Annotated in this window: 11 protein-coding genes; 8 read left to right on the top strand and 3 right to left on the bottom strand. The window is 66.3% G+C overall.

Annotated elements, in window-relative coordinates:
- The first annotated feature begins 30 nt into the window (after positions 1-30).
- From tfpB to AC1DX2_RS16865, 4 genes are all read left to right on the top strand, one after another.
- A complete protein-coding gene (tfpB, locus tag AC1DX2_RS16850; RefSeq protein WP_477197505.1) occupies positions 31-1,821 on the top strand; it encodes a type IV pilus assembly ATPase TfpB in 1,791 nt (596 codons plus the stop codon).
- A gap of 145 nt (positions 1,822-1,966) precedes the next feature.
- Positions 1,967-2,455, top strand: coding sequence for a tripartite tricarboxylate transporter TctB family protein (locus tag AC1DX2_RS16855; RefSeq protein ID WP_477197506.1), 489 nt, complete (start codon positions 1,967-1,969; stop codon positions 2,453-2,455).
- Positions 2,456-2,465: 10 nt separating this feature from the next.
- Entirely contained in the window at positions 2,466-3,977 is a 1,512-nt protein-coding gene (locus AC1DX2_RS16860) for a tripartite tricarboxylate transporter permease (RefSeq protein ID WP_477197507.1), read from the top strand.
- 120 nt (positions 3,978-4,097) lie between these two features.
- Positions 4,098-5,738: a gamma-glutamyltransferase family protein gene (locus tag AC1DX2_RS16865; protein ID WP_477197508.1), complete on the top strand. Its 1,641-nt coding sequence runs from the start codon at positions 4,098-4,100 to the stop codon at positions 5,736-5,738.
- 33 nt (positions 5,739-5,771) lie between these two features.
- On the opposite strand, the gene AC1DX2_RS16870 is transcribed toward AC1DX2_RS16865, so the two are convergent.
- Positions 5,772-6,608 carry a DUF72 domain-containing protein gene (locus AC1DX2_RS16870; RefSeq protein WP_477197509.1) on the bottom strand — a complete coding sequence of 279 codons (837 nt, stop codon included), beginning with the start codon at positions 6,606-6,608 and terminating at the stop codon, positions 5,772-5,774.
- 175 nt (positions 6,609-6,783) lie between these two features.
- On the opposite strand from AC1DX2_RS16870, the gene AC1DX2_RS16875 reads away from it, so the two are divergent.
- The 3 genes from AC1DX2_RS16875 (at position 6,784) to AC1DX2_RS16885 (ending at position 9,909) form a co-directional block, all read left to right on the top strand.
- Positions 6,784-7,848 (top strand): tartrate dehydrogenase, encoded by a 1,065-nt coding sequence (locus AC1DX2_RS16875; RefSeq protein ID WP_477197510.1) that lies wholly within the window; start codon positions 6,784-6,786, stop codon positions 7,846-7,848.
- 39 nt (positions 7,849-7,887) lie between these two features.
- Complete coding sequence (locus AC1DX2_RS16880; protein ID WP_477197511.1) at positions 7,888-8,889, top strand: tripartite tricarboxylate transporter substrate binding protein; 1,002 nt, start codon at positions 7,888-7,890, stop codon at positions 8,887-8,889.
- Positions 8,890-8,991: 102 nt separating this feature from the next.
- The gene (locus AC1DX2_RS16885) at positions 8,992-9,909 is read left to right on the top strand and encodes a DMT family transporter (RefSeq protein ID WP_477197512.1); all 918 of its coding nucleotides are present in this window, start codon (positions 8,992-8,994) and stop codon (positions 9,907-9,909) included.
- Positions 9,910-9,978: 69 nt separating this feature from the next.
- On the opposite strand, the gene AC1DX2_RS16890 is transcribed toward AC1DX2_RS16885, so the two are convergent.
- Together AC1DX2_RS16890 and AC1DX2_RS16895 are read right to left on the bottom strand one after the other, a co-directional pair.
- The gene (locus tag AC1DX2_RS16890) at positions 9,979-10,452 is read right to left on the bottom strand and encodes an Lcl C-terminal domain-containing protein (protein ID WP_477197513.1); all 474 of its coding nucleotides are present in this window, start codon (positions 10,450-10,452) and stop codon (positions 9,979-9,981) included.
- A 78-nt stretch (positions 10,453-10,530) separates the two neighbouring features.
- Positions 10,531-11,427 (bottom strand): DMT family transporter, encoded by an 897-nt coding sequence (locus AC1DX2_RS16895; RefSeq protein ID WP_477197514.1) that lies wholly within the window; start codon positions 11,425-11,427, stop codon positions 10,531-10,533.
- A 197-nt stretch (positions 11,428-11,624) separates the two neighbouring features.
- Between AC1DX2_RS16895 and AC1DX2_RS16900 the strand changes: the two genes are divergently transcribed.
- Positions 11,625-13,034: a M20/M25/M40 family metallo-hydrolase gene (locus tag AC1DX2_RS16900; protein ID WP_477197515.1), complete on the top strand. Its 1,410-nt coding sequence runs from the start codon at positions 11,625-11,627 to the stop codon at positions 13,032-13,034.
- The last annotated feature ends 46 nt before the right edge of the window (positions 13,035-13,080 follow it).

Genomic DNA, 13,080 nt, shown 5'->3' on the forward strand with positions numbered 1-13,080 from the left:
GCCCAGGCCACCGAACACTGTGAGAGAGACATGAGCACCCCCATCAAATCCAAGGCGTTGCACAAGGGCAGTCATTCCGGCCCGGTGCACTGGCGGCTGCTGGTGGAATGGCTGCGCGCCGATGGCGTGATCAGCGAGGAAGAAGCGCAGCGCACCATCGCCCGCTGCTCGCAGGCCGAAAGCGCCCAGCACCCGCTGGTGCGCCTGGCCAGCGTGGCCATGCGCCGCGCCAGCGACGAGAAGCCGCTGGACCTGGAGCTGCTGACGCAGTGGCTGGCTGGCCACTGCGGCCTGAGCTACCTGCGCATCGACCCGCTGAAGGTGGATGTGGGCAAGGTGTCCGACACCATGAGCGCCGCCTATGCCGAACGCCACAAGATACTGCCGGTGCAACTCAACGCCTCCGAGGTGGTGGTGGCCACGGCCGAGCCCTTCATCACCGGCTGGGTGGACGAGGTGGAGCGGCAAACCCGCCGCACCGTGCGCCGGGTGGTCAGCAACCCGCAGGACATCCACCGTTACACCGCCGAGTTCTTCGCCTTGGCCAAGTCGGTGCGGGCGGCGCAAAAGGCCGGCGGCAACGCCGGCGGCGCCAGTTTTGAGCAACTGGTGGAATTGGGCAAGAGCAACAAGCAGCTCGACGCCAATGACCAGGGCGTGGTGCAGGTGGTGGACTGGCTGTGGCAATACGCCTTCGACCAGCGCGCCAGCGACATCCACCTGGAGCCGCGGCGCGAGCAGGGGGTGATCCGCTTCCGCATCGACGGCGTGCTGCACCCGGTGTACCAGATGCCCATGGGCGTACTCAACGCCATGACGGCGCGCATCAAGTTGCTGGGACGCATGGACGTGGTGGAAAAGCGCCGCCCACAGGACGGCCGCATCAAGACGCGCAACCCGCGCGGCGATGAGATCGAGATGCGCATCTCCACGCTGCCCACCGCGTTTGGCGAGAAGATGGTGATGCGCATCTTCGACCCCGACAACGCCGTCAAGGACCTGGATGCGCTGGGCTTTGCCGCGCACGATGCGCAGCGCTGGGAAGCGCTGGTCAAGCGCCCCTACGGCATCCTGCTGGTCACCGGTCCCACCGGCTCGGGCAAGACCACCACGCTGTACTCCACGCTCAAGCGGGTGGCCACTGAGGAGGTGAATGTCAGCACGGTGGAAGACCCGATTGAAATGATCGAGCCGGCCTTCAACCAGACGCAGGTGCAGCCGCAGCTGGACTTCAATTTCCCGGAAGGCCTGCGCGCGCTGATGCGCCAGGACCCCGACATCATCATGGTGGGCGAAATCCGCGACCTGGTCACGGCCGAGATGGCGGTGCAGGCCGCGTTGACGGGCCACCTGGTGTTCTCCACGCTGCACACCAATGATGCGCCCTCGGCCATCACCCGGCTGCAGGAGCTGGGCATACCGCCTTACCTGATCAACGCCACCGTGCTGGGCGTGCTGGCCCAGCGACTGGTTCGCACGCTGTGCAAGCAGTGCAAGCAGCCCGATGAGGCGGCGCAACGCGAAACGCTGGCCGAGATGGTCAAGCCCTGGCAACTGAGTGGCAGCTACAAGCCGTTCAAGCCGGTGGGCTGTGTGGATTGCCGCATGACCGGTTTCATGGGCCGCATGGGCCTGTACGAGTTGTTGGTGATGTCCGAGGCCGCCAAGGCCAGGATCACCAAGGACACCAACGTGGACGCGTTGCGCAAGCAGTGCATTGCCGACGGCATGCGTCCGCTGCGCCTGGCCGGCGCGTTGCGTGTGGCCGAGGGCCTGACGGTGGCTGAAGAGGTGCTGGCGGCCACGCCGCCGCTGCAATAAGCTGCCGCGAGGGCCGTCGGGCGATGCACCTGTTGGGTGCGCCTGGCCGGCGTCTGTAGGTGAAATCCACAGGTTGTTACAGCCTCCCAGCCGTTAACAATGGGTTGACAATAGGGGGTTTGTGTTTGTCGAGGAGACGTGTGTTGTGAACATCAAGAGCCAAAAGGACTTTTTCTCCGGTCTGCTGTACACGGCAGCTGGCGTGGCCTTCGCGTGGGGGGCCACCACCTACACGGTGGGCAATGGCGCCCGCATGGGGCCGGGCTATTTCCCGCTGATGCTGGGCGTGCTGCTGGCAGTGCTGGGTAGCGTCATCATGTTCAAGGCGCTGGTGGTAGAAACCGAGGATGGCGACAAGGTCGGCAACTGGGCCTGGCGTCCGGTGGGCTTCATCGTTGCCGCCAACTTGGGCTTTGGCGTCCTGCTCGGCGGTTTGCCCAGCATTGGCCTGCCCAGCATGGGCCTGATCGTGGCCATTTACGCGCTGACACTGATCGCGGCCTTTGCGGCCAGCACCTTCAAGCTGAAGGAGGTGCTGATCCTGGCCAGCATCCTGGCCGTGGGGAGTTACCTGGTGTTCATCAAGTTGTTGAAATTGCAGTTGCAGGTCTGGCCGGCCATGCTCGGTACTTAAGGAGGCCACCATGGATCTGATTGCCAATCTGTCGTTGGGCTTTGGCGTGGCCTTCACGCCAATGAACCTGCTGTACGCCTTCACCGGTTGCATGCTGGGCACGCTGATCGGGGTGTTGCCCGGCATCGGCCCGGTGGCCACCATCGCCATGCTGTTGCCGGCCACCTTCGCGCTGCCGCCGGTGTCGGCACTGATCATGCTCGCCGGCATTTACTACGGTGCGCAATACGGTGGCTCCACCACCGCCATCCTGGTCAACCTGCCGGGCGAATCGTCCTCTGTGGTCACCTGCATAGACGGTTACCAGATGGCGCGTCAGGGTCGCGCCGGTCCGGCGCTGGCCGCTGCCGGCCTGGGTTCGTTCTTTGCCGGCTGCGTGGGCACGCTGCTGTTGGCGGCTTTTGCCCCGGCGCTGACCGAGCTGGCCTTCAAGTTCGGCCCGGCCGAGTATTTCTCGTTGATGGTGCTGGGCCTGATCGGCGCCGTGGTGCTGGCTTCGGGTTCGCTGCTCAAGGCCATTGCCATGATTGTGCTGGGCCTGTTGCTGGGCCTGGTGGGTACCGACGTCAACTCGGGCGTGGCGCGCTACAGCTTTGACATCCCCGAGCTGACCGACGGCATAGGCTTCGTGGTCATTGCCATGGGCGTGTTCGGCTATGGCGAAATCATCGCCAACCTAGCACGGCCCGAGGAACACCGCGAGGTGTTCACGGCCAAGGTGCAAGGCCTGTGGCCGACCAAGGAGGATTTCAAGAACATGCTGCCGGCCGTGCTGCGCGGCACCACGCTGGGCTCGGTGCTGGGCATCCTGCCCGGCGGCGGCGCACTGCTGGCCTCCTTCGCTGCCTACGCGCTGGAAAAGAAGGTCAAGGCGAAGCCGGGCGAAATTCCGTTCGGCAAGGGCAACATCCGCGGTGTGGCAGCCCCCGAGTCGGCCAACAACGCCGGTGCGCAGACCTCCTTCATCCCCTTGCTGACGCTGGGCATACCGCCCAACGCCGTGATGGCGCTGATGGTGGGTGCCATGACCATCCACAACATCCAGCCCGGCCCGCAGGTGATGACCAGCAACCCTGCGCTGTTCTGGGGCCTGATCGCCTCGATGTGGATTGGCAACCTGATGCTGATCATCCTGAACCTGCCGCTGATCGGCATGTGGATCAAACTGCTGACCGTGCCCTACCGCTGGCTGTTCCCCGCCATCGTGCTGTTCTGCGCCATTGGCGTGTACACCACCAACAACAACACCTTCGACATCTGGATGGTGGCTGCCTTCGGCTTCGTGGGCTACCTGTTCCACAAGCTGGGCATGGAGCCGGCGCCGCTGCTGCTGGGCTTCATCCTGGGGCCGATGATGGAAGAAAACCTGCGCCGCGCGCTGCTGTTGTCGCGCGGCGACTGGAGCGTGCTGGTCACGCGGCCGCTGTCGGCCGGCCTGCTGGTTGCCGCTGCGCTGCTGTTGGTCATCGTGCTGCTGCCGGCCGTCAAGTCCAAGCGCGAAGAGGCGTTTGTGGAGGATTAGGGCGCGCCTGCCTTTACCCAGAACGGCACCCGAGCGGTGCCGTTTTTGCGCCTGCTCAAGCATGGATAATGCCTGGGAACACCCGGCTACACCCAACACAGCCCGCTGAAAGCTTCCCACATGGCCGCCTTCGACTACCGCAACCCCTATGCGACCACCCGCACGCCGGTGTTCGCGCGCAACATCGTCTCCACCTCGCACCCGCTGGCGGCCCAGGCCGGCCTGCAGATGCTCAAACAAGGTGGCAATGCGGTGGACGCGGCAATAGCCGCCGCCGCCGCGATGACGGTGCTGGAGCCGGTCAGCAACGGCCTGGGCAGCGATGCGTTCTGTATCCTGTGGGACGGCAAGGAACTGCACGGCCTGAACGCTTCCGGCCGCGCGCCGGCCGCTTGGACGCCGGATTACTTTCGCAGCAAACACGGCGCCGCGGCCACGCCACCCAAGCGTGGGCTGGATTCGGTGACCGTGCCGGGTGCTGTCAGTGGCTGGGTGACCATGAGCGAACGTTTTGGCAAGCTGCCGTTTGCCGACCTGCTGGCACCGGCGATGGAGATCGCCGAGCGCGGCTACTTCGTGCCGCCCATCATCCAGTTGAAATGGGCCGCACCGGTGGAGGAGTTGAAGGTACAGCCCGGCTTTGCCCAGGCTTTCCTGCCGCGCGGGCGTGCGCCTGAGGTGGGTGAACTGTTCCAGTTCAAGGCGGCGGCGCGCGCGTTGCGCGCCATTGCTCAGACCAAAGGCGCGGCTTTCTACCAGGGCGAGATCGCGCAAGCGCTGGAGCGCTTCTCGCGCGAGCACGGTGGCGCGCTGACGGCAGCCGACATGGCGGCGCACCGGCCGGAGTGGGTACAGACCATCCAGAAGAACTACCGGGGCCATACGCTGCATGAAATCCCGCCCAACGGCCAGGGCATTGCCGCGTTGATGGCCCTGGGCATGCTGGACCGCTTCGACATTGGCAGCCTGCCGGTGGACAGCGTGCAGTCCCAGCACCTGCAGATCGAGGCCATGAAGCTGGCCTTTGCCGACACCTACCGCTACGTGTCCGAGCGCAGCACCATGGAGGTGAGCACCGACCAGATGCTCAGCGACGCCTATTTGGCCGAGCGCGCGAAGCTGATCGACCCCAGGCGCGCGCAAACCTTCGAAGCCGGCACGCCCAACGACCCGCACCGGCGCGGCGGCACCATCTACCTGACGGCGGCCGATGCCTCGGGCATGATGGTCAGCTTCATCCAGAGCAACTACATGGGCTTCGGCTCGGGCTGCGTGGAGCCCACGTTTGGCATCAGCCTGCAAAACCGCGGCCACGGCTTCAGCCTGCAGCCGGGCAGTCCCAATGTGGTGGCGCCGGGCAAGCGGCCCTTCCACACCATCATCCCGGCCTTCCTGACCAAGGATGGCGCGCCCGTGATGAGCTTTGGCGTCATGGGCGGCAACATGCAGCCGCAGGGCCATCTGCAGACGCTGGTGCGCATGCTGGACTACGGCCAGGCGCCGCAGACCGCCTGTGACGCGCCGCGCTGGCGCTTCAACAGCGCGTTGGAGATCAACGTCGAGGCCGGCATGGCCGGCAACACCGTACAGGGCCTGCGCGACCTGGGCCACCACATGGCGGTGATCAATGACTCGTACCAGGACTTCGGCGCCGGCCAGTTCATCTGGCGGCTGGGCGACTGGGCGGGCGGCGATGCTGACCAGCGCGGCTATGTGGCCGCCAGCGATGCACGGCGTGATGGGGCGGCGGTAGGTTACTGACCTACGCCGGTCAGCGACTGGTCCGCGCCCAACTCAGTCCAGCTGAGGTTTCCAGCCCAGGCGCTTGAGCAATCCCATCGCCGCATGCGGTGCCTTCTCCTTGGCGCCGCTGATGAAGTACATGAACACATCGCGCGGCGCCGCCTTGGCCGTCGTGTCAGTCTCCACCAGCGGCAGGCCGCTGGGCTGGCCGCCTTCGTTCCACAGTTTGCCGCACTGTGCCAACTGGTCCAGTTCCTCCGGTGTGCAGCCCTCGGGCAGCGCGCTGTCGGTGCGCATCATGCGGGTGTAGACGAAGTCGGCCGTCACGTCGGCGATGGGCGGGTAGTCGTCCGAGTCAGTGAACACGGTGCCGGCGTTGTACTTGCGCGCCAGCGCCAGGTAGTCGGCGCAGCGGAAGCTGTCGTTGCGCACATCCATCACATGGCGCAGCTTGAAACCGCCCACGCTGGAGGGCAGCAGCTTCAGGAAGGCCTCGAAATCCACCGGGTCGAACTTCTTCGTCGGTGCAAATTGCCACAGCACCGGCCCCAGCTTGTGCGCCAGCTCGGCCAGGCCACTGTCCACGAACTTGGCCACCGATTCGCCCGCCTCGGCCAGCACGCGCCGGTTGGTGGTGAATTTGTTGGCCTTCAGTGAAAACATGAAATCGTCCGGCGTCTCGTCGCGCCACTTGGCGAAGGTCTTGGGCGTGAAGGTGCTGTAGTAGGTGCCGTTGACCTCGATGGCGCTGAGGTGCCGGCTGGCGTATTGCAATTCGCGCGCATGCGGCCAGCCCTTGGGGTAGAAGTTGTCGCGCCAGGGCTCGAAGGTCCAGCCGCCTATGCCCACGCGTATGCGGGGGGCGGTGTCTGCCGTTGCGTTGCTCATGCTCAGCTGCTCCTTGTCCAAGGTGTTGGGATGACAGGACGCCATGGTAGCGTTTCTGACCGTCAGCCGTTGGCAGGATCATTGTTGAATCCAGTTCAACAATGGGTTCACTTTGGACGCCACCCGGTCCAGTTTTCGGGCCTACAGTTGCAACCTGTGTGAATTGGAGCATGACATGAAGACGTACAAGATAGCCACCATCCCCGGCGACGGCATCGGCAAGGAAGTGGTGCCTGCCGGCCAGCAGGTGCTGCAGGCGCTGGCCAGTGCCGGCGCCGCGTTCAGGTTTGAATTCGAGAACTTCGACTGGGGTGGCGACTGGTACCGTGCCCATGGCGAGATGATGCCGGCAGATGGCCTGGACGCGCTGCGCGGCAAGGACGCCATCCTGTTCGGTTCGGCCGGCGACCCGCACATCCCCGACCACATCACGCTGTGGGGCCTGCGGCTGAAGATCTGCCAGGGGTTCGATCAATACGCCAATGTGCGGCCGACCCGCATCCTGCCCGGCATCGACGCGCCGCTGAAGCGCTGCGGCCCGAAAGACCTGGACTGGGTCATCGTGCGCGAAAACTCCGAGGGCGAATACGCCGGTGTCGGCGGCCGTGCCCACCAGGGCCACCCGATCGAGGTGGCCACCGACGTCTCCATGATGACCCGCGCCGGCGTGGAGCGCATCATGCGCTATGCCTTCCGCCTGGCGCAGTCGCGCCCGCGCAAGCTGCTGACGGTGGTGACCAAGAGCAATGCGCAGCGCCACGCGATGGTGATGTGGGACGAGATCGCCGTTGAAATCAGCAAGGAGTTTCCAGACGTCACCTGGGACAAGGAGCTGGTGGACGCCGCCACCGCCCGCATGGTCAATCGCCCGGCCACGCTGGACACGCTGGTGGCCACCAACCTGCACGCCGACATCTTGAGTGACCTGGCTGCTGCGCTGGCTGGCAGCCTGGGCATTGCGCCCACCGGCAATATCGACCCTGAGCGGCGCTACCCCAGCATGTTTGAGCCCATTCACGGCTCGGCCTTCGACATCATGGGCAAGGGCCTGGCCAACCCGGTGGGCACCTTCTGGAGCTGCGTGATGCTGCTGGAGCACCTGGGTGAGCCGGCCGCCGCGCAGCGGCTGATGGCGGCCATAGAACAGGTCACGGCCAACCCCGCCCTGCACACCGGTGACCTGGGTGGCAAGGCCACCACCGAGCAGGTGACGCGCGCGGTGTGCCAGTTGCTGGCCTAGGCCACGTACCCAACGACAACAAGTACAGGAGACAACCCGATGACCACAACCACTCCCGGCCGCTTCCGCTCTGGCCGCCGCCACTGGCTGGGCGCCGCGCTGGCCCTGGCCGGCGCCCTGGCTGCAGGCCCGCTCGCCGCCCAGACCTGGCCCAGCCGCCCCGTGATGCTGGTGGTGCCCTTCGCCCCCGGCGGCACCACCGACGTGCTGGCCCGCGCCTTGGCCGAAAAACTGACCACCGCCCTCGGCCAGCCAGTGCTGGTGGAAAACCGCGGCGGCGCTGGTGCCACCATCGGCGCTGACTACGTGGCCAAGGCCAAGCCCGACGGCTACACGCTGCTGATGGGCGCGGTGCACCACACCATCGCCACCAGCGTGTACAAGAAGCTGCCTTATGACTTCCAGAAGAGCTTCACACCCATCACCACGGTGGCGCTGGTGCCCAATGTGCTGGTCATCAACGCCAACACGCCGGCCAAGACGGTGGCCGAGTTGATCGCGCTGGGCAAGGCCACGCCGGGCAAGCTGTCCTTCGGCTCCAACGGCGCCGGCACCGCCCAGCACCTGATAGGCGCGCAGTTCTCGGGCATGGCCGGTGTGGAACTGCTGCACGTGCCCTACAAGGGCAGCGCCCCGCTGACCACCGACCTGCTGGGCGGCCAGGTCAGCATGTCTTTCGACACCGTGACGCCGGTGCTGCAGCAGATCAAGGTCGGCAAGCTGCGCGCGCTGGCCGTCACCACCGGCAAACGCTCGTCCGCGCTGCCCGACGTGCCCACGCTGGCCGAAAGCGGCATGAAGGGGTTTGACCTGGGCACCTGGTTTGGCGTGCTGGCGCCTGTGGGCACGCCGCTGGATGTGGTGGCGCGGCTGAATGCCGAGATGGTGAAGATCATCCAGTCGCCCGGCTTCAAGCGCGGCATGGAAGAAATCGGCGCTGAACCGATAGGCAACACGCCGCAGCAGATGGCGCAGCAGATCGCCGACGACACGGTGCGTTTTGCCCGCCTGGTGAAAGACAACAACGTGGTGCTGGAATAGCACCTGGCTGTCTGGTTGCCCGGCTGCCCGGCTGGCCGGCGCCGCCAATCCCGGGCGGCGGCACGGCCTACCGCCTTGCGGTGACAATGGACCTTGCCGCCCATGAGTTCAGCCGCCAGCCCTTCGCACCCACCCCTCGCCTCTGGCCTGATCCTGGCCACTTTGGGCGCCATTGCCTTCAGCGGCAAGGCCATCATCGTCAAGCTGGCCTACCGCTACGGCGTGGACGCGGTGACGCTGATCATGTACCGCATGCTGTTTGCGCTGCCGCTGTTCGCGCTGATGGCCTGGTGGGCCAGCCGGGGCAAGCCGGCGCTGTCGCGCAAGGACTGGTTGGGCGTGTTGTGGCTGGGGCTGACCGGCTATTACCTGGCCAGCTTTCTGGACTTTGCAGGTCTCGCCTACGTCACGGCCTCGCTGGAGCGGCTGATCCTCTACCTGAACCCGACCGTGGTGCTGCTGCTGGGCCTGGTGCTGTACAAGCGGCGCATCACCGCCATGCAGGCGCTGGGCATGGGCATCAGCTACAGCGGCGTGCTGCTGGTGTTTGGCCACGAGATCCAGCTGGCCGGCAGCAACGTCGCGCTAGGCTCGCTGCTGGTGTTCCTGAGCGCGGTCAGCTATGCGCTGTACCTGGTGTACAGCGGGGAGATGGTGCGCCGCCTGGGCTCACTGCGCCTGGTGGGGCTGGCCACCAGCGTGGCCTGCGTGCTGTGCATTGCGCAATTTGTGCTGCTGCGCCCGATGAGCGCGATGGCGGTGGCGCCGCAGGTGATCTGGCTGTCGGTGCTGAACGCCACGCTGTGCACCGCCGTGCCGGTGCTGATGGTGATGATGGCCATAGAGCGCATAGGCGCCACCATGGCGGCGCAGACCGGCATGGTGGGCCCCATGTCCACCATCCTGATGGGCGTGCTGATCCTGGGCGAGCCGTTCACGGCGTGGATTGCCGCCGGCACCGTGCTGGTGATTGCCGGCATCTTCGTCTTTACACGGGGTGGGCCGCGCCCAGCGGCTTGAAAGGCCAAGCCGGAAAACAAAAGGGAGCCTTCAGGCTCCCTTTTTGTTGGGGTCGGTGAGGACCGAGGCTCAGGAACCCGAGCGCACCAGGCGCACGTAGTTGGCGCCGGCGCGGGTGTTGCCGAAGGCCTTGCCATTGCCCATGTCCACCAGCCAGTGGTTCAGGTTGTCGGTGGCTTCCGGGCGCAGCGCCCAGGTCAGCTTGAGCGGCGTGGCGGGGAAGCTGACCTTGTCCAGGCTCTTTTTCTTGCCGTTCTTGTCCAGCAGGCCGGCCAGCTCGTCCTTGGTGGGCAGGCGCCAGTTGCCGCCCTTGGTCATGTCCTTGGCGTCGGCCAGCTTCAGCTTGGTGGCCTTGCCGCCGCAGGTCTTGCCGTCCCACTTCATGCCTTCGACGCAGCGCTTCCACACCAGCTTGGTGGTGCTGTCGGTCACCTCCTGGCCGTCGGCCGACACGGTGAAACGGGACTGCGCCTGGGCGGGCAAGGCGGCGGCAAGCGCCAGCACGGCAGCGGCGGTCAGCGAAACTTGGCGAAACGAAGGCATGGAAACGCTCCAAAAAAGAAAGGAGAAAAAGGGTGCAAAAACAGCAGCCAGCAGTATACGGCCAAGGCCTGCTGGTTTTCAGGTCCGGGAGGCCGGGCGGGCGTCCGCAGCGGGCCGGTTGGCGGCCCACAACCCACCCATGCACAGCAGCATGCCGGCCAGCGACAGCCAGGTGGGCCGCCAGCCCTCCAGCGCGGCCGAAATCAGCAAAGCCAGCACGGGGATCACCAGGCCGGTTAGCGCAGCGCGGCCGGCGCCCTGGCGCTGGGCCAGTTTGAAATACAGCAAAAAGGCCACCACCGAGCCCATGGCACTCAGGTACAGCAGTGCCAGCCAGTAGCTGGGGCGCGGGTCCACATGAAAGGGCAGGCCCAAGGCGGCGCCAGCCACCAGCATCAGCAGCGTGCCGTAGCCCATGCTCCAGGCCAGCACCGGCACCAGGCCGGCGCCCTGGCGCGTCATGCGCAGGGTCAGCATGTTGCCCACCGTGGCAAAGGTGATGGCGCACAGGCCCAGCGCCACGCCCAGCGGCGCGCCGGCCTTGGCGCGGGTGCTGGCGATGTCGGGCCAAAAGATCAGCGCCACCCCTACCACGCCCACCAGCGCGGCCAGCACGAAGCGCCGGGTGATGGGCTGGCCGAACATCAGTGCGCCGCCCAGCGCATTGGTAAACACCATCAGCGAAAACAGCACCGCCACCAAGCCCGAGGCCAGGTGGCGCTCAGCCTCGTAGGTGCTCATGTAGTTCAGGCCGAACTGCACCGCGCCGGCCACCGCTGCCCAGCCATGCGCCCGGCCCGACAGGCCCAGGCTTTCGCCGCGCCACAGCGCGAAGGCAAACAGCATCAGGCTGGCCAGGCCGAAGCGGGTGGCCACCGAATACAGCACCGGCAGATCGCCCAGCTGGAACAGGATCACATGCCAGGTGGTGGCCCAGATCAGCGTGGGGCCCCAGAACAGAAGACGGTCGGACATCAGGGTGAGCTTGTTTTTTGTAAACTGCCGGCAACACGGCCAGGGCGGCCAGGCAGGCTCGGGGCGGTTGGCTCCCGGGCCACATTGTCGCCCCTGGCTGGTGCGCCGTGAGCCGGGTGGGCCTGGTTTGTGGGGCGGATGTGTGCAGAATGCGCACAGGAAGCCGTGGGCAGACGTATTTTTCGGGAGCAGCCTCAATGCAGATCAACATCCGGCGACGCCACAGCCTGGGCCTGCTGGCCGCAGCGGGCCTGGCGCCTCACACGCTGTGGGCGCAGGCTGCCCCGGCTTTCAGCGAGGCCGTGCTGGCCCAGGCCGCCGCGCTGCGCGACATCGCCGCCAAAGACACCCAGGGCTACCGCCTGGTGGATTCGTTGGTGACCGAGATCGGTGCCCGCCCCGTGGGCTCGGCCAATTACGCGCGCGCGGTGGACTGGGCGTTGGCGCAACTGCGCGCCATGGGGTTTGCCAACGTGCGCGCCGAGGCCATGCCGGCCACCGCCTGGCGCCAGGGCGCCGTCAGCGCCGAGATCACCGGCCCCTTTCCGCAGCGCCTGGTGGCCGTGGCGCTGGGCAACAGCGTGGGCACGCCCGCCGGTGGCCTGGAGGCCGAGGTGGCTTACTACGACAGCCTGGAAGCGCTGAAGGGCGACACCAGCGAGCGCGCCAAGGGCCGCATCGTCTTCATCAACCAGAAGATGGAGCGCCATAAGGACGGCCGCGGTTACGGTGTCGCCGTGGTGGCCCGCACCGCCGGCGCGGTGGAGGCGGCGAAGAAGGGCGCCGTGGCGGTGGTGATACGTTCCATAGGCACTGACCGCGATCGCGTGGCCCACACTGGTGCCATGCGCTACGACCTGCAGGTCAAGCAGATCCCGGCGATGGCGGTGTCGGTGCCCGACGCCGAGCTGGTGGGCCGCATGCAGCGGCTGGGCCGCCCGCTGGTGATGCGCCTGACCCTGCAGACCGAGACCGGTGTGGCGGTGACCTCGCACAACGTCATCGCCGAAGTGCCCGGCACCGACCTGGCTGACGAGGTGGTGATGATTGGCGGTCACCTGGACTCCTGGCACGTGGGCCAGGGCGCGGTGGACGATGGCGCCGGCGTGGCCATCGTGGCGGCTGCCGCCAAGCAGGTGCTGGACTTTGGCAAGCCGCTACGCCGCACGCTGCGCGTGGTGATGTTCGCCAACGAGGAAAACGGCCTGGAAGGCGCCCGCGCCTATGCCGAACGCTACAAGCCGGTGCGCCACCAGTTGGTGGGTGAATCGGACTTTGGCGCTGGCCGCATCTGGCGCTTGCGCAGCAAGGTGCCCCTGCACGCCGTGCCGGCGCTGCAACAGATCGCCAGGGTGTTGGCGCCACTGGGTGTGGAAACCGGTGACAACGACGGCCGTGGCGGCTCGGACGTGGGCTTCGGCGCCCGCGCCTACAACTGGCCGGTGGTGGATCTGACGCAGGATGGCACTGACTACTTTGACTGGCACCACACCGACAACGACACGCTGGACAAGATAGACCCGGCCGCGATATCGCAGAACGTAGCAGCTTGGGCAGTGACCAGCTTCCTGGCGGCGCAGTCAGCGCAGCGGTTTTTCAGCGGCTGAGCAGAAGGCCGGTTTTGCCGCTGGGCCGCCCCAAGGCAAAACGCGG

The organism is Hylemonella sp. P2_B10, assembly GCF_056404875.1.

Bases quoted from the DNA above. Each gene is read 5' to 3' on its own strand.
- AC1DX2_RS16885 (WP_477197512.1), top strand. From the start codon at position 8,992: ATGAGTTCAGCCGCCAGCCCTTCGCACCCACCCCTCGCCTCTGGCCTG.
- AC1DX2_RS16865 (WP_477197508.1), top strand. From the start codon at position 4,098: ATGGCCGCCTTCGACTACCGCAACCCCTATGCGACCACCCGCACGCCG.
- AC1DX2_RS16870 (WP_477197509.1), bottom strand. From the start codon at position 6,608: ATGAGCAACGCAACGGCAGACACCGCCCCCCGCATACGCGTGGGCATA.
- AC1DX2_RS16895 (WP_477197514.1), bottom strand. From the start codon at position 11,427: ATGTCCGACCGTCTTCTGTTCTGGGGCCCCACGCTGATCTGGGCCACC.
- AC1DX2_RS16880 (WP_477197511.1), top strand. From the start codon at position 7,888: ATGACCACAACCACTCCCGGCCGCTTCCGCTCTGGCCGCCGCCACTGG.
- tfpB (WP_477197505.1), top strand. From the start codon at position 31: ATGAGCACCCCCATCAAATCCAAGGCGTTGCACAAGGGCAGTCATTCC.
- AC1DX2_RS16860 (WP_477197507.1), top strand. From the start codon at position 2,466: ATGGATCTGATTGCCAATCTGTCGTTGGGCTTTGGCGTGGCCTTCACG.
- AC1DX2_RS16900 (WP_477197515.1), top strand. From the start codon at position 11,625: ATGCAGATCAACATCCGGCGACGCCACAGCCTGGGCCTGCTGGCCGCA.
- AC1DX2_RS16875 (WP_477197510.1), top strand. From the start codon at position 6,784: ATGAAGACGTACAAGATAGCCACCATCCCCGGCGACGGCATCGGCAAG.
- AC1DX2_RS16890 (WP_477197513.1), bottom strand. From the start codon at position 10,452: ATGCCTTCGTTTCGCCAAGTTTCGCTGACCGCCGCTGCCGTGCTGGCG.